This is a genomic window from Pseudomonas bharatica, assembly GCF_048586865.1.
Taxonomy (GTDB): Bacteria; Pseudomonadota; Gammaproteobacteria; order Pseudomonadales; family Pseudomonadaceae; genus Aquipseudomonas; species Aquipseudomonas bharatica.
Genome location: NZ_JBMAWR010000007.1, coordinates 43,634 through 59,012, shown reverse-complemented (window position 1 = coordinate 59,012; position 15,379 = coordinate 43,634). Strand labels below are relative to the sequence as shown.

Here is a 15,379-nt window from a genome sequence, read left to right as displayed (position 1 = left end):
TCGACGCGAGCGTCGCTTACTCGGCAGCTGGCGCTTCTTCAGCGTAAACTTCGGTGCCGCCGGCAACGTTGTTGCGACCACGGATGACGGCATCAGCCATCGAACCCATGTACAGCTGGATTGCGCGGATGGCGTCGTCGTTACCTGGGATAACGTAGTCAACGCCTTCCGGGCTGCTGTTGGTATCGACAACGCCGATGACCGGAATGCCCAGTTTGTTTGCTTCGGTGATGGCGATGCGCTCGTGCTCGACGTCGATCACGAACAGTGCGTCCGGCAGGCCGCCCATGTCCTTGATACCACCCAGGCTGCGATCCAGTTTTTCCAGATCACGGGAGCGCATCAGGGCTTCTTTCTTGGTCAGCTTGGCGAAGGTACCGTCTTCAGCCTGGGTTTCCAGCTCGCGCAGACGCTTGATCGAAGCGCGGATGGTCTTGTAGTTGGTCAGCATGCCGCCCAACCAGCGGTGATCGACGTACGGCGAACCGCAACGTGCTGCTTCTTCAGCAACGATCTTGCCAGCGGAACGCTTGGTGCCGACGAACAGGATCTTGTTCTTGCCCTGGGCCAGACGCTCTACGAAGGTCAGAGCCTCGTTGAACATTGGCAGGGTTTTTTCCAGGTTGATGATGTGGATCTTGTTGCGCGCGCCGAAAATGAACTTGCCCATTTTCGGGTTCCAGTAACGGGTCTGGTGGCCGAAGTGCACACCGGCCTTCAGCATATCGCGCATGTTGACTTGGGACATGATAGTTCCTTGATAAGTCGGGTTGGGCCTCCACGCATCCCAATGACCAACCCGCGGATCCAGAGGATCGGGGCACCCAGGTCACCGTGTCGATACGTGTGTGGGTTTATGCTTTGGGGGCCATCCCCACAAAGCGGCGCACTTTATACCACACTCGGATGACCAACGAAACCTGATTTGCCAATCGTGTTGCGGCCTGTACATCACCCCGACTACCACACCAGAATGCCATCATCTATATAGGCAGCCATGCGCCGCACAACACCCAGAACGCCGGCGCGCTCTGTTAGAATCGCCACTTTCCTGTTCGCCCGCGCCACCAAGGCGCCGTAGAGAGCCTGCAATGACCGTCACCATCAAAACCGCCGAAGACATCGAAAAGATGCGCATCGCCGGCCGCCTTGCCGCCGAAGTCCTGGAAATGATCGAGGAACACGTCAAGCCCGGCGTGACCACCGAGGAACTGGACCGCATCTGCCACGACTATATCGTCAACGTCCAGCAGGCCATTCCCGCGCCGCTCAACTACAAGGGCTTCCCCAAGTCGATCTGCACCTCGATCAACCACGTGGTGTGCCACGGCATTCCCAACGAGAAGCCGCTCAAGGCCGGTGACACCCTGAACATCGACGTCACCGTGATCAAGGACGGCTACCACGGCGACACCAGCCGCATGTTCCACGTCGGCACCGTGCCGGTCTGGGCCGAGCGCCTGTCGAAGGTCACCCAGGAGTGCCTGTACAAGGCCATCGAGATCATCAAGCCGGGTACCCGCCTGGGCGATATCGGCGAAGTGATCCAGAAACACGCGGAAAAGAACGGTTTCTCGGTGGTTCGCGAATTCTGCGGCCACGGTATCGGCAAGGTCTTCCACGAGGAGCCGCAGATCCTCCACTACGGCCGCGCCGGCACCGGCATGGAGCTGCAGGAAGGCATGACCTTCACCATCGAGCCGATGATCAACCAGGGCAAGGCCGACACCAAGGTCCTGGGCGACGGCTGGACCGCCATCACCAAGGACCGCAAGCTTTCCGCCCAGTGGGAACACACCCTGGTGGTGACCGCCACCGGTTATGAAATCTTCACCTTGCGCAAAGACGACACCATTCCCCGTACTTCAGCCTGACCAGACAGGACGATTCGATGCCCCAGGTGGATCCCGAGCTGTTCGATCGCGGTCAGTTCCAGGCGGAACTGGCCCTCAAGTCAAGCCCCATCGCGGCGTTCAAGAAAGCCATCCGCCGCGCCGGCGAGGTGCTTGACCAGCGTTTCCGCGAAGGCCGCGATATCCGCCGCCTGATCGAGGACCGCGCCTGGTTCGTCGATAACATCCTGCAACAGGCCTGGAACCACTTCGATTGGAGCGACGAAGCCGATATCGCCCTGGTCGCGGTGGGTGGCTACGGTCGTGGCGAGCTGCATCCGCATTCGGACATCGACCTGCTGATCCTGCTGGACCACGCCGACCATGAGATTTTTCGCGACTCGATCGAGCGTTTTCTTACGCTTTTGTGGGACATCGGCCTGGAAGTGGGCCAAAGCGTCCGTTCGGTGGAGGAATGCGCCGAACAGGCCCGCGCCGATCTCACGGTGATCACCAACCTGATGGAAAGCCGCACCATCGCCGGCCCCGAGCGCCTGCGCCAGCGCATGCTGGAGGTCACCAGCACCGCGCATATGTGGCCGAGCAAGGAGTTTTTCCTGGCCAAGCGCGCCGAGCAGAAGGCCCGCCACCACAAGTACAACGACACCGAATACAACCTGGAACCCAACGTAAAGGGTTCCCCTGGCGGCCTGCGCGACATCCAGACCGTGCTCTGGGTCGCCCGGCGCCAGTTCGGTACCCTCAACCTGCACGCCCTGGCGGGCGAAGGCTTCCTGCTGGAAGACGAGAACAAGCTGCTGGCGTCGTCCCAGGAATTCCTCTGGAAAGTCCGCTATGCCCTGCACATGCTCGCCGGGCGCGCCGAAGACCGCCTGCTGTTCGACCACCAGCGCAGCATCGCCGCCCTGCTCGGCTTCGTGGATGAAAACCCGAAGCGCGCCATCGAGCAGTTCATGCAGCAGTATTACCGGGTGGTCATGAGCATCGCCGAGCTCAGCGACCTGATCATCCAGCATTTCGAGGAAGTCATCCTCGCCGACGACAGCAGCGCCAGCACCCAGCCGTTGAATGCGCGCTTCCAGTTGCATGATGGCTATATCGAGGCGGTACGCCCGAACGTGTTCAAGCGCACGCCGTTCGCCATGCTGGAGATCTTCGTGCTGATGGCCCAGCACCCGGAAATCAAGGGCGTGCGTGCCGACACCATCCGCCTGCTGCGGGAAAACCGTCACCTGATCGACGACAGGTTCCGCAACGACATCCGCAATACCAGCCTGTTCATCGAGCTGTTCAAGTGCGAGATCGGAATCCACCGCAACCTGCGAAGGATGAACCGCTACGGCATCCTCGGCCGCTACCTGCCGGAGTTCGGCCTGATCGTCGGGCAGATGCAGCATGACCTGTTCCACATCTATACGGTGGACGCCCACACCCTCAACCTGATCAAGCACCTGCGCAAGCTGCAGTACACGCCGGTGTCGGAAAAATTCCCGCTGGCCAGCAAGCTCATGGGCCGCCTGCCCAAGCCGGAGCTGATCTACATGGCCGGGCTCTACCATGACATCGGCAAGGGCCGCCAGGGCGACCACTCCGATCTGGGCGCGGTGGACGCCCGGGCCTTCTGCGAGCGCCATCAATTGCCGGCGTGGGACAGCCGCCTGATCGTCTGGCTGGTGCAAAACCACCTGGTGATGTCGACCACCGCCCAGCGCAAGGACCTTTCCGACCCGCAGGTGATCCACGACTTCGCCCAGCATGTCGGCAACCAGGTCAATCTCGACTACCTCTATGTGCTGACCGTCGCCGATATCAATGCGACCAACCCCAGCCTGTGGAACTCCTGGCGCGCCAGCCTGCTGCGCCAGCTCTACACCGAGACCAAGCGCGCCCTGCGCCGCGGCCTGGAAAACCCGCTGGACCGCGAGGAGCAGATCCGCCAGACGCAAAGCGCGGCGCTGGACATCCTGGTTCGCGAAGGCAACGACCAGGACGACGTCGAACAACTCTGGTCGCAACTGGGCGACGACTATTTCCTGCGTCACACCGCCGCCGACGTGGCCTGGCACTCCGACGCGATTCTCCAGCAGCCGGCCGACAGCGGCCCGCTGGTGCTGATCAAGGAAACCACCCAACGCGAGTTCGAGGGCGGTACGCAGATCTTCATCTACGCCCCGGACCAGCACGACTTCTTCGCCGTGACCGTGGCCGCCATGGACCAGTTGAACCTCAACATCCACGATGCGCGGATCATCACCTCGAGCAGCCAGTTCACCCTCGACACCTATATCGTGCTGGACAACGACGGCGGCTCGATCGGCAACAACCCGCAGCGGGTCAAGCAGATCCGCGACGGCTTGAGCGATGCCCTGCGCAACCCGGACGACTACCCGAGCATCATCCATCGCCGGGTACCGCGCCAGCTCAAGCACTTCGCCTTCCCGCCGCAGGTCACCATCCTCAACGACGCCCAGCGCCCGGTGACCATCCTCGAACTGATCGCTCCCGACCGCCCGGGCCTGCTGGCGCGTATCGGCAAGATCTTCCTGGACTTCGACCTGTCGCTGCAGAACGCCAAGATCGCCACCCTCGGCGAGCGCGTGGAAGACGTGTTCTTCATTACCGATGCCGACAACCAGCCACTTTCCGACCCACAACTGTGCAGCCGCCTGCAGGACGCCATCGTCGAGCAGTTGCGGGTCGACCAGGCCAGCGGAACCGAATCCTTTCGCCTGACCATTTGATGCCTTGACGAGACCTTGCGCCGATGAACAACGCTTTGAACCAGCTTCAGCCCTACCCGTTCGAGAAACTCCGCGCCCTGCTGGGCGGCGTTACCCCTGCGGCGGACAAGCGCGCCATCGCCCTGTCGATCGGCGAGCCGAAGCACACCTCGCCGGCCTTCGTGGCCAAGGCGCTGGCCGACAACCTCGACCAGATGGCCGTCTACCCGACCACCCTCGGCCTGCCGGCCATGCGCGAGTCCATCGCCCACTGGTGCGAACGGCGTTTCGGCGTGCCGGCCGGCTGGCTGGACGCCGCGCGCCATGTGCTGCCGGTCAACGGCACCCGCGAGGCGTTGTTCTCCTTCACCCAGGCAGTGGTCAACCGCAGCGATGACGGCCTGATCATCAGCCCGAACCCGTTCTACCAGATCTACGAAGGCGCGGCGCTGCTGGCCGGGGCCAAGCCGCATTACCTGGCCTGCCTCGACCGCAACGGCTTCAACCCGGACTTCGACGCGGTGCCGGCGGACGTCTGGCAGCGCTGCCAGATCCTCTTCCTGTGCTCGCCGGGCAACCCGACCGGCGCACTGGTGCCACTGGAAACCCTGAAGAAGCTGATCGCCCTGGCCGACCAGTACGACTTCGTCATCGCTGCCGACGAATGCTACAGCGAACTGTACTTCGACGAACAAAGCCCGCCACCAGGCCTGCTCACCGCCTGCGCCGAACTGGGCCGCAGCGACTTCAAGCGCTGCGTGGTGTTCCACAGCCTGTCCAAGCGCTCCAACCTGCCGGGCCTGCGCTCCGGCTTCGTCGCCGGCGACGCCGAGATCCTCAAGGGTTTCCTGCTGTACCGCACCTACCACGGCTGCGCGATGCCGGTGCAGACCCAACTGGCGAGCATCGCCGCCTGGAACGACGAAGCCCACGTGCGCGACAACCGCGACCTGTACCGCGAGAAGTTCGACGCCGTGCTGGAAATCCTCGGCCCGGTGCTGGACGTGCAAAAGCCGGACGGCGGCTTCTATTTGTGGGCCAAGGTTCCGGGCAACGACGACGCGGCGTTCTGCCGTGGCCTGTTCGAGCAACAGCATGTAACCGTGGTGCCGGGTTCCTACCTGTCCCGTGAAGTCGACGGCGTCAATCCGGGCGCTGGCCGGGTGCGCATGGCGCTCGTTGCCCCGCTGGCCGAGTGCGTCGAGGCAGCCAAACGGATTCGGGCGTTTATCGAAGGCTGATCGCTTTTTCGCAACCGCTGCGGTTCGGCAGCCCGACAAGCCAGCTCTCACAGGGTTTTGCAGTGACCCGGTCCCTGTGGGAGCTGGCTTGCCAGCGATGAGGCCTTCAGCAACAACGAAGATCTCACTTCACCTGCCCAAGATTGGCCTCGCTCATATCCAGCTCGCCCAGCACCTTGCGCACCACGTCATCGCCGACCTCGTGATGCCGGTGCATGCGGTACAGCTCAAGCCGCTGCGCCCGCAGCGCGCGCAGGCGCAGGCGGCGTTCGAGCTGGTCCATCTGCTCGGCCAGGGCCCGTGCCTCGGCGCTGTCGTTGTAGGCGTCCAGTTGCTGGCGGTATTCGGCCATCAGGCGGGCCTTGAGCTCTGCCGCCAATGCCGCCTGCGAGGCATCCTGGGCGGCGCCCGGTTCGGCGGTTTCCTCCGCTTCGAGCGCGTGGATCGCGGCAACCGCGGTTCGCCGCCAGGTTTCGTCGGCCTCCTGTTGCAAGGCGTCGTCCGGACTTTTCTCGACGCCGCGAAGCAACAACGGCAGCGCAATGCAGGCGGCAACCAGCGACAGCAGGATCACCCCGGCCGCAATGAAGATCAGCAGATCCCGTTCCGGGAAGCCGGTGCCAGCACTGATCAGCAAAGGCACCGACATGACGCCCGCCAGGGTCACCGCCCCCCGCACACCGCCGATGGTCAGCAACCAGCAGGAGCGCGCGTCCGGCAGCAGCACCAGCTCCGATTTGCCACGCCAGCGCCGCATCACGCCAATCAGGCGCCAGATGCTCTGCACCCAGACGAAACGCAGGACCACCAGCACGGCGAAGATCGCCACCACATCCAGGCAGCGCCAGGCCAGGGTCGGCCACAGCGAAGCCTCGTGACTGGTCACCGCCTTGATGATGTCCGGCAGTTGCAGGCCCAGCAGCAGGAAGATCAGACCGTTGAAAGCGAACTCCAGCAATGACCAGACACTGCGGTTGAGCAGGCGCGTGCTGGTCTGGCGCGGCAGCAGGTCGAGCCAGCTCTGCATCATCCCTGCCGCCACCGCCGAGAGGATCCCGGAAGCGCCAAGGCGTTCGGCCAGCACATAGGCGGCGAACGGCAGCAACAGCATGAACACCACGTGAGTGGCCGGATCATCCCAGCTACGGGCGATCATCCAGGCGCGCAGGCGCCCTACCAGCCAGCTCAGGGCCACGCCGATGGCCAGGCCGCCGAGGGCGACAAGGACGAAGGTCAGGCTGGCTTCGGTGAGGGAGAATACCCCGGTGATCGCGGCGGCCAGGGCGAACTTGAAGGTCACCAGGCCAGAGGCGTCGTTCATCAGGGCCTCGCCCTGGAGCATATGCATCAACGGCGTGGGCAGGCGGTCCTGGGCGATCGCCGACACCGCCACCGCGTCGGTCGGCGAGAGCACGGCGGCCAGGGCGAACGCCACCGGCAGCGGGATGCTCGGGATGATCCAATGAATGAAGTAGCCGGCCCCGACCACGGTGAACAGCACCAGGCCCACCGCCAGGGTCAGGATCGGCCCGCGCAAGCGCCAGAGCTCGCGCTTGGGCATGCGCCAGCCGTCGGAGAACAAGAGCGGCGGCAGGAACAGGAAAAGAAACAGTTCCGGATCCAGCGCCACGTGCAGGCCGAGCGTCGGCCAGGCCAGCAACGCCCCCGCCCCGATCTGTACCAGCGGCAGGGGCAACGGAATCATCCGTCCCACCAGCTTGGACACGCTGACCAGCATCAGCAGGATAAGGACGGTATAGGCTGACTGCATGTAACGCGTTTCCTGTTCGATTCAAAAGCTTGCCTGCCCGGGCTGGACAGGCGCCGGGCATTGGACACATATAGTAACGAGCCGTGCCACCGACAAGCCGCTGAACCTAAGTCGCAGGTCGCCGGGCAATATGTAACACCATGCTACACAACTGGAATATCCAGAACGCCCTGCCATGATCCGCAGCGTGATTACCAGGAAGGCCCCGATGAGCACAGCAACGAGCAACGATGCAGTAAAGACCGATAGCCCAGACCGCGCCCTGTTGGTGATCGATATCCAGAACGACTTCACGCCCGGCGGCGCTCTCGAAGTGCCTCGTGGCGACGAGATCGTGCCGCTGGTCAACCAGATCGCCGCAGGTTTCCGCAATGTGGTCCAGGCACAGGACTGGCACCCGGCCGGACATGCGTCCTTCGCCTCCAGCCATCCAGGCAAGCAGCCCTTCGACATCATCGAGCTGCCCTATGGTCCACAGGTCCTGTGGCCGGACCACTGCATCCAGGGCAGCCACGGCGCCGGATTCCACCCCGGCGTGGACCTGGCCCACACCCAGCTGATCGTGCGCAAGGGCGGCAATCCGCTGGTAGACAGCTACTCTGCCTTCTACGAAGCCGACCAGCAGACCACCACCGGCCTCGCCGGCTACCTGCGGGAAAAGGCGATCAAAACCGTCTATGTCGTGGGCCTGGCCCTGGATTTCTGCGTGGCCTGGACCGCCCTCCACGCGCGCCGCGAAGGCTTCGCCACCTATGTAGTGCTCGATGCCTGCCGGGCCATCGACAACGACGGTTCGCTGGAAAACGCCATGAACGAGATGCGCCGGGCCGGGGTGGTGTTCATCGAATCCCGACAGTTGCTCGGCGATGCCTGAAACTCGTCGGTCAGAAGCCGGCGCCACAGCCGTGGCGCCGTGCCGTTCGATCCCGCATAATCCCGCCCACCCCACTTTTCGAGGAGTTGCGGGGTCGCCCCGGGCAAGCCCGGCGCCCCTTTGAGTTCAATGGCTTACATTCTCTACGGCATCAAGGCCTGTGACACGATGAAGAAGGCGCGTACCTGGCTCGAAGAAAAAGCCATCGGCTACGACTTCCACGACTACAAGACCCAGGGCATCGACCGCGACAGCCTGAACCGCTGGTGCGACGAGCATGGTTGGGAAAAGATCCTCAACCGCGCCGGCACCACCTTCCGCAAGCTCGATGACGCGCAGAAGGCCGACCTCGACCAGGCCAGGGCCGTCGAGCTGATGCTGGCCCAGCCGTCGATGATCAAGCGGCCGGTCCTCGACCTTGGCGGCAAGACCCTGGTGGGTTTCAAACCGGACCTGTACGCGGCCGCCCTGCCGTGAGCCGCCCGCTTTCAATCAATTTCAGTACGAGGTAACCGCATGTCCAATTCCCTGTTCAGCCTGGCCTTCGGTGTCGGCACCCAGAACCGCCAGGGCGCCTGGCTGGAAGTCTTCTACGCACTGCCCCTGCTCGATCCGTCCGCCGAACTGGTCGCTGCGGTCAGCCCGCTGCTGGGCTATGAAGGCGGCAACCAGGCGATCGCCTTCAGCCCGGCCCAGGCCGGTCAACTGGCCGACGCGGTGAAGTCGATCGACCCACTGCAGGCCGCCCTGCTGACCCGCCTGGCGGAAAGCAGCAAGCCGCTGGTCGCCACCCTGCTGGCCGAAGACGCTACCCTCAGCTCGACTCCGGAAGCCTACCTGAAGCTGCACCTGCTCTCGCACCGCCTGGTCAAGCCGCATGGCCTGAGCCTGGCCGGCATCTTCCCGCTGCTGCCGAACGTGGCCTGGACCAGCCAGGGCGCCATCGACCTGGCCGAACTGGCCGAAGCGCAACTGGAAGCACGCCTGAAGGGCGAGCTGCTGGAAGTGTTCTCCGTCGACAAGTTCCCGAAGATGACCGACTACGTGGTACCGAGCGGCGTGCGCATCGCCGACAGTGCCCGCGTACGCCTGGGCGCCTACATCGGCGAAGGCACCACGATCATGCACGAAGGCTTCGTCAACTTTAACGCCGGCACCGAAGGCCCGGGCATGATCGAAGGCCGCGTCTCCGCGGGCGTCTTCGTCGGCAAGGGCTCGGACCTGGGCGGCGGTTGCTCGACCATGGGCACCCTGTCCGGCGGCGGCAACATCATCATCAAGGTCGGCGAAGGCTGCCTGATCGGCGCCAACGCCGGTATCGGCATCCCGCTGGGCGACCGCAATACCGTGGAAGCCGGCCTCTACATCACCGCCGGCACCAAGGTGCAACTGCTCGACGAGCAGAACCAGCTGGTGAAAGTGGTCAAGGCCCGCGACCTGGCCGGCCAGACCGACCTGCTGTTCCGCCGCAACTCGGTGACCGGCGCAGTGGAATGCAAGGCCCACAAGTCGGCGATCGAGCTGAACGAAGCGCTGCACGCCCACAACTAAGTGGTACGATCGGGTCTGGCCATTCGCCAGACCCGATACCCAGGCCCTACGAATATGTTCCAACCCTCTTCCTGGCGCGCGGACTTTCCCGCCATCGCCACCCTGCAACGCCAGCACCAGACCTACCTGGACAGCGCGGCGACCACGCAGAAACCCCAGGCCCTGCTCGATGCCCTGAGCCATTACTACGTACATGGCGCAGCCAACGTGCACCGCGCCCAGCATTTGCCCGGTGCATTGGCGACCCAGGCCTTCGAAGCCAGCCGCGACAAGGTCGGCGCCTGGTTGAATGCCGGGGCCGGCAGCCAGATCGTCTTCACTCACGGCGCCACTTCTGCGCTGAACCTGCTCGCCTATGGGCTGGAACACCGCTTCGAAGCGGGTGAAGAGATTGCCGTCAGCGCCCTTGAGCATCACGCCAACCTGCTGCCCTGGCAACAACTGGCCAAGCGTCGTGGCCTCAAGCTGGTGATCCTGCCCCTGGCGGGCAACGGCCAGATCGACCTTGACGCCGCCTTGCAGTTGATAGGCCCCAGGACCCGGGTGCTGGCGGTCAGCCAGCTATCCAACGTGCTGGGTACCTGGCAACCACTGCAACCCCTGCTCAACCACGCCCGCGCCCAAGGCGCGATTACCGTGGTCGATGGCGCCCAGGGCATCGTCCACGGTCGCCACGACGTCAGTCAGCTGGGCTGCGACTTCTATGTGTTTTCCAGCCACAAGCTCTACGGCCCGGATGGCCTGGGGGTTCTCTACGGGCGCAACGACGCCCTGGCGAAGCTGCGCCACTGGCAGTTCGGCGGCGAAATGGTGCAACTGGCCGGTTACCAGGACTCCAGCTTCCGCCCTGCCCCGCTGGGCTTCGAAGCCGGCACCCCGCCGATCGCCAGCGTGATAGGTCTGGGTGCGACCCTCGACTACCTGGCCAGCCTCGATGCCACTGCCGTGGCCGAGCATGAAGCGGCCCTGCACCGTCATCTGCTGCGCGGCCTCAACGACCGTGAGGGCGTGCGCATCCTCGGCGCCCCGCAAGCGGCACTGGCCAGCTTCGTGGTGGAAGGCGTGCACAATGCCGACCTGTCCCACCTGCTGACCGAGCAGGGTATCGCCGTGCGCGCCGGTCATCACTGCGCCATGCCACTGGTCAACAGCCTTGGCCTGGACGGCGCGATACGCGTGTCGCTGGCGCTGTACAACGATTCGGACGACCTGCAGCACTTCTTCAGCGCCCTGGACCAGGCGCTGGAGCTGCTGCGATGAGCTTGCCGCCGGATGCCCGGGAAGCCCTCGACAGCTTCGCTGCCGCCGCCGGCTGGGAACAGCGCGCCCGCTTGCTGATGCAGTGGGGCGAGCGCCTGGCACCGTTGACGGACGAAGAGAAATCGGACGACAACCGTGTCCATGGTTGCGAAAGCCAGGTCTGGCTGGTGGCCCGTCAGGACGACGGGCACTGGCGCTTCGCAGCGGCCAGCGACGCACGCCTGATTCGCGGCCTGCTGGCCTTGCTGCTGGTGCGGGTCGAGGGTCTGTCCAGCGCCGAGCTGCGGCAATTGGACCTGCCGGGCTGGTTCAGGCAACTGGGCCTCGACCGCCAGCTTTCCCCTTCGCGCAGCAACGGCCTGAACGCCGTGCTGCAACGCATGGCTCAGCTGGCTTCGGGCGCCTGAGCCGCCTTGCGCTCGGACGGCCGCCGTGCGCCGGCCACCAGCTTGTCCACCGCCTTGCTCGCCGCGACCATGCCAAAGGTCGCGGTAACCATCATCACCGCGCCAAAGCCTCCGGCGCAGTCCAGCCGGGTGCCTTCGCCCACGAAACCCTTGTCCAGGCACACGCTGCCATCTGGCTGCGGGTAGCGCAGTTGCTCGGTGGAGAACACCACCGGCACGCCGTAGCTGCGGCTCTGGTTGCGCGAGAAGTTGTAGTCGCGACGCAGGGTCGAGCGCACCCGTGAGGCCAGCGGATCGTTGTAGGTGCGGTTGAGGTCGGCAACCTGGACCTGCGTCGGGTCGATCTGTCCGCCAGCGCCACCGGTGCTGATGATGGTGATCTTGCGCCGCTTGCACCAGGCGATCAGCGCCGCCTTGGACATCACGCTGTCGATGCAGTCGATGACGCAATCGATCCCTTCGGTGATGTATTCGGCCATGGTCTCGCGGGTGACGAAGTCGCTCACTGCATGCACCCGGCAGGCCGGGTTGATGGCGCGCAGGCGCTCGGCGGTGACCTCTACCTTGGCCTTGCCCACGTTGCCTTCCAGGGCATGGGCCTGGCGGTTGGTATTGCTGACGCAGACATCGTCCAGGTCGAACAGGGAGATCTCGCCCACCCCGCTGCGCGCCAGGGCTTCGGCCGCCCACGAGCCGACGCCGCCGATGCCGACCACCGCCACATGGGCATCGCGCAAGCGTTGCAGGCCATCGAGGCCGTACAGCCGGGCGATGCCGGCGAACCGTGGATCTTCGTTGCTCATGAGGCACACCCCGCAAAAAACCGGCGCGCATTATAGGCCCCTGCGATGGCAATGACAGCGCCTTCGGACAGCCCGTGCATTGGCATGAGGGAGGGCAATGCTGCTTTAATGTCCGCCGGAATGTCCTACGCTGCAAAAAGTCTTGGACGACACTAACGGGCTTGAGAACTTAGCCTTCTGAAGAAAATCCAATGGCTGCCCGGTCGAAATTCCCACAAGAACTGACCCGACGCTGCCCTGGATCCGCGCTTCCCGCGCCGGCCCGTTCCACTCTCCGGAACCAGAACTACTTATGTCATCGCGTAAATTTGGTATCAACCTGGTGATCGTCATGGCGATCGCCGCGCTATTCACCGGGTTCTGGGCGTTGATCAACCGCCCGGTATCCGCGCCGAACTGGCCGGAACAGATCTCCGGTTTCTCCTATTCGCCGTTCCGTCTTGGTGAAAGCCCGCAAAAGGGCCAATACCCCACCGAGGCGGAGATGCGCGAAGACCTCGAGCAAATGAGCAAGCTGACCGACAGCATCCGGATCTACACCGTCGAAGGCACCCAGGCGGAGATTCCGCGCCTGGCCGAGGAATTCGGCCTGCGGGTGACGCTGGGCGTGTGGATCAGCCCCGACCAGGAGCGCAACGAGCGGGAAATCCAGAAGGCCATCGAACTGGCCAATACCACCCGCAGCGTGGTGCGGGTGATGGTGGGCAACGAAGCGCTGTTCCGCGAGGAGATCACGCCCGAGGAACTGATCAAGTACCTGGACCGGGTGCGCGCTGCGGTGAAGGTGCCGGTGACCACCTCCGAGCAGTGGCACATCTGGAAGGAGCACCCGGAGCTGGCCAAGCACGTCGACCTGATCGCCGCGCACATCCTGCCGTACTGGGAATTCATCCCGATGAAGGACGCCGGGCAGTTCGTCCTCGACCGCGCCCGCGACCTGAAACATCTGTTCCCGCGCAAGCCGCTGCTGCTGTCCGAGGTCGGCTGGCCGAGCAACGGGCGCATGCGCGGCGGCGCCGACGCGACCCAGGCAGACCAGGCCATCTACCTGCGTACCCTGGTCAACAAGCTCAACCGCCAGGGCTACAACTACTTCGTCATCGAAGCCTACGACCAGCCGTGGAAAGCCAGTGACGAAGGCTCGGTGGGCGCCTACTGGGGCGTGTTCAACGCCGCCCGCCAGCAGAAATTCAACTTCGAAGGGCCGGTGGTGGCGATCCCGCAATGGCGGGTGCTGGCGGTGGGCTCGGTGGTCCTTGCCCTGCTCTCCCTGACCCTGCTGCTGATCGACGGCTCGGCCCTGCGCCAGCGCGGCCGCACCTTCCTGACCTTCATCGCGTTCCTATGTGGATCGGTGCTGGTGTGGATCGGCTATGACTACAGCCAGCAATACAGCACCTGGTTCAGCCTGACCGTAGGCTTCCTACTCGCCCTCGGAGCGCTGGGGGTGTTCATCGTCCTGCTGACCGAAGCCCACGAACTGGCCGAGGCGGTCTGGACCCACAAGCGCCGCCGCGAATTCCTCCCGGTGCATGCCGACGAAGCCTACAGGCCGAAAGTCTCGGTGCATGTGCCGTGCTACAACGAGCCGCCGGAGATGGTCAAGCAGACGCTGAATGCCCTGGCCGCGCTGGATTATCCGGACTACGAAGTCCTGATCATCGACAACAACACCAAGGATCCGGCCGTGTGGGAGCCGATCAAGGCCCACTGCGAGCTGCTCGGCGAACGCTTCAAGTTCTTCCACGTCTCGCCGCTGGCCGGTTTCAAGGGCGGTGCACTGAACTACCTGATCCCGCATACCGCGCCGGACGCCGAGGTGATCGCGGTGATCGACTCGGACTACTGCGTCGACCGCAACTGGCTCAAGCACATGGTCCCGCACTTCGCCGATCCGAAGATCGCCGTGGTGCAATCGCCGCAGGACTATCGCGACCAGAACGAAAGTACCTTCAAGAAGCTCTGCTATTCGGAATACAAGGGCTTCTTCCATATCGGCATGGTCACCCGCAACGACCGCGACGCGATCATCCAGCACGGCACCATGACCATGACCCGCCGCTCGGTCCTGGAAGAACTGGGCTGGGCCGACTGGTGCATCTGCGAGGACGCCGAGCTGGGCCTGCGCGTGTTCGAAAAAGGTTATTCGGCCGCCTATGCCCACAACAGCTATGGCAAGGGACTGATGCCGGACACCTTCATCGACTTCAAGAAACAGCGGTTCCGCTGGGCCTATGGCGCCATCCAGATCATCAAGCGCCACGCCGCCGCGTTGCTGCGCGGCAAGGACACCGAGCTGACCCGCGGCCAGCGCTACCACTTCCTGGCCGGCTGGCTGCCCTGGATCGCCGACGGCATGAATATCTTCTTCACCATCGGCGCGCTGCTCTGGTCGGCGGCGATGATCATCGTCCCGCAACGGGTCGATCCGCCGCTGCTGATCTTCGCCATTCCGCCGCTGGCACTGTTCGTGTTCAAGGTGGGCAAGATCGTGTTCCTCTACCGCCGTGCGGTCGGGGTCAACCTCAAGGACGCCTTCGCCGCAGCGCTGGCCGGGCTGGCGTTGTCCCACACCATCGCCAAGGCGGTGCTGTACGGGTTCTTCACCAGCAGCATTCCGTTCTTCCGCACGCCGAAGAATGCCGACAGCCATGGTTTGCTGGTGGCCCTCTCCGAGGCGCGCGAAGAGCTGTTCATCATGCTCTTGCTATGGGGCGCGGCCGCCGGGATCTACCTGGTCCAGGGCCTGCCGAGCAATGACATGCGCTTCTGGGTGGCGATGCTGCTGGTGCAGTCGCTGCCGTATGTCGCGGCGCTGGTGATGGCAATGCTGTCATCACTGCCCAAGCCGGCCGAGGCCGTGGAGCCTGCACAAGCCTCCTGATTCACCCCCTCCCCC

The 15,379-nt window shown here is 64.1% G+C and carries 12 protein-coding genes; 9 read left to right on the top strand and 3 right to left on the bottom strand.

Annotated features, from left to right (window positions below; translation table 11 throughout):
- Positions 1 to 16 precede the first annotated feature (16 nt).
- Entirely contained in the window at positions 17 to 748 is a 732-nt protein-coding gene (gene rpsB / locus ACKLLE_RS10775) for a 30S ribosomal protein S2 (protein WP_009395267.1), read from the bottom strand.
- 343 nt (positions 749 to 1,091) lie between these two features.
- On the opposite strand from rpsB, the gene map reads away from it, so the two are divergent.
- The 3 genes from map to dapC are packed head-to-tail and all read left to right on the top strand — an operon-like array spanning position 1,092 to position 5,814.
- Positions 1,092 to 1,874: a type I methionyl aminopeptidase gene (map, locus tag ACKLLE_RS10770; protein WP_009395272.1), complete on the top strand. Its 783-nt coding sequence runs from the start codon at positions 1,092 to 1,094 to the stop codon at positions 1,872 to 1,874.
- A gap of 17 nt (positions 1,875 to 1,891) precedes the next feature.
- Positions 1,892 to 4,594, top strand: coding sequence for a [protein-PII] uridylyltransferase (locus ACKLLE_RS10765; RefSeq protein ID WP_420057907.1), 2,703 nt, complete (start codon positions 1,892 to 1,894; stop codon positions 4,592 to 4,594).
- A 23-nt stretch (positions 4,595 to 4,617) separates the two neighbouring features.
- Positions 4,618 to 5,814 carry a succinyldiaminopimelate transaminase gene (dapC, locus tag ACKLLE_RS10760; RefSeq protein WP_420057906.1) on the top strand — a complete coding sequence of 399 codons (1,197 nt, stop codon included), beginning with the start codon at positions 4,618 to 4,620 and terminating at the stop codon, positions 5,812 to 5,814.
- 124 nt (positions 5,815 to 5,938) lie between these two features.
- Here the strand turns inward: dapC and ACKLLE_RS10755 are convergent, their stop codons facing one another.
- On the bottom strand, positions 5,939 to 7,585 hold the full coding sequence (locus ACKLLE_RS10755; RefSeq protein ID WP_420057905.1) for a Na+/H+ antiporter: 1,647 nt from the start codon (positions 7,583 to 7,585) through the stop codon (positions 5,939 to 5,941).
- A 208-nt stretch (positions 7,586 to 7,793) separates the two neighbouring features.
- Between ACKLLE_RS10755 and pncA the strand changes: the two genes are divergently transcribed.
- The 5 genes from pncA (at position 7,794) to ACKLLE_RS10730 (ending at position 11,677) form a co-directional block, all read left to right on the top strand.
- Positions 7,794 to 8,459 carry a bifunctional nicotinamidase/pyrazinamidase gene (gene pncA / locus ACKLLE_RS10750; protein WP_420057904.1) on the top strand — a complete coding sequence of 222 codons (666 nt, stop codon included), beginning with the start codon at positions 7,794 to 7,796 and terminating at the stop codon, positions 8,457 to 8,459.
- Between the two features lie 129 nt (positions 8,460 to 8,588).
- Complete coding sequence (locus ACKLLE_RS10745; RefSeq protein ID WP_064303318.1) at positions 8,589 to 8,936, top strand: ArsC family reductase; 348 nt, start codon at positions 8,589 to 8,591, stop codon at positions 8,934 to 8,936.
- Between the two features lie 39 nt (positions 8,937 to 8,975).
- The gene (gene dapD, locus ACKLLE_RS10740) at positions 8,976 to 10,010 is read left to right on the top strand and encodes a 2,3,4,5-tetrahydropyridine-2,6-dicarboxylate N-succinyltransferase (protein WP_009395279.1); all 1,035 of its coding nucleotides are present in this window, start codon (positions 8,976 to 8,978) and stop codon (positions 10,008 to 10,010) included.
- A 54-nt stretch (positions 10,011 to 10,064) separates the two neighbouring features.
- A complete protein-coding gene (locus tag ACKLLE_RS10735) occupies positions 10,065 to 11,270 on the top strand; it encodes an aminotransferase class V-fold PLP-dependent enzyme (RefSeq protein WP_420057902.1) in 1,206 nt (401 codons plus the stop codon).
- Positions 11,267 to 11,677, top strand: coding sequence for a SufE family protein (locus tag ACKLLE_RS10730; RefSeq protein ID WP_009395282.1), 411 nt, complete (start codon positions 11,267 to 11,269; stop codon positions 11,675 to 11,677). The genes ACKLLE_RS10735 and ACKLLE_RS10730 overlap by 4 nt, the downstream gene beginning before the upstream one ends.
- Here the strand turns inward: ACKLLE_RS10730 and tcdA are convergent.
- A complete protein-coding gene (tcdA, locus tag ACKLLE_RS10725) occupies positions 11,656 to 12,480 on the bottom strand; it encodes a tRNA cyclic N6-threonylcarbamoyladenosine(37) synthase TcdA (RefSeq protein WP_420057901.1) in 825 nt (274 codons plus the stop codon). The two genes, ACKLLE_RS10730 and tcdA, sit on opposite strands and share 22 nt — an antisense overlap.
- 292 nt (positions 12,481 to 12,772) lie before the next feature.
- Between tcdA and ACKLLE_RS10720 the strand changes: the two genes are divergently transcribed.
- Entirely contained in the window at positions 12,773 to 15,364 is a 2,592-nt protein-coding gene (locus ACKLLE_RS10720; RefSeq protein WP_064303322.1) for a glycosyltransferase, read from the top strand.
- Positions 15,365 to 15,379 lie beyond the last annotated feature (15 nt).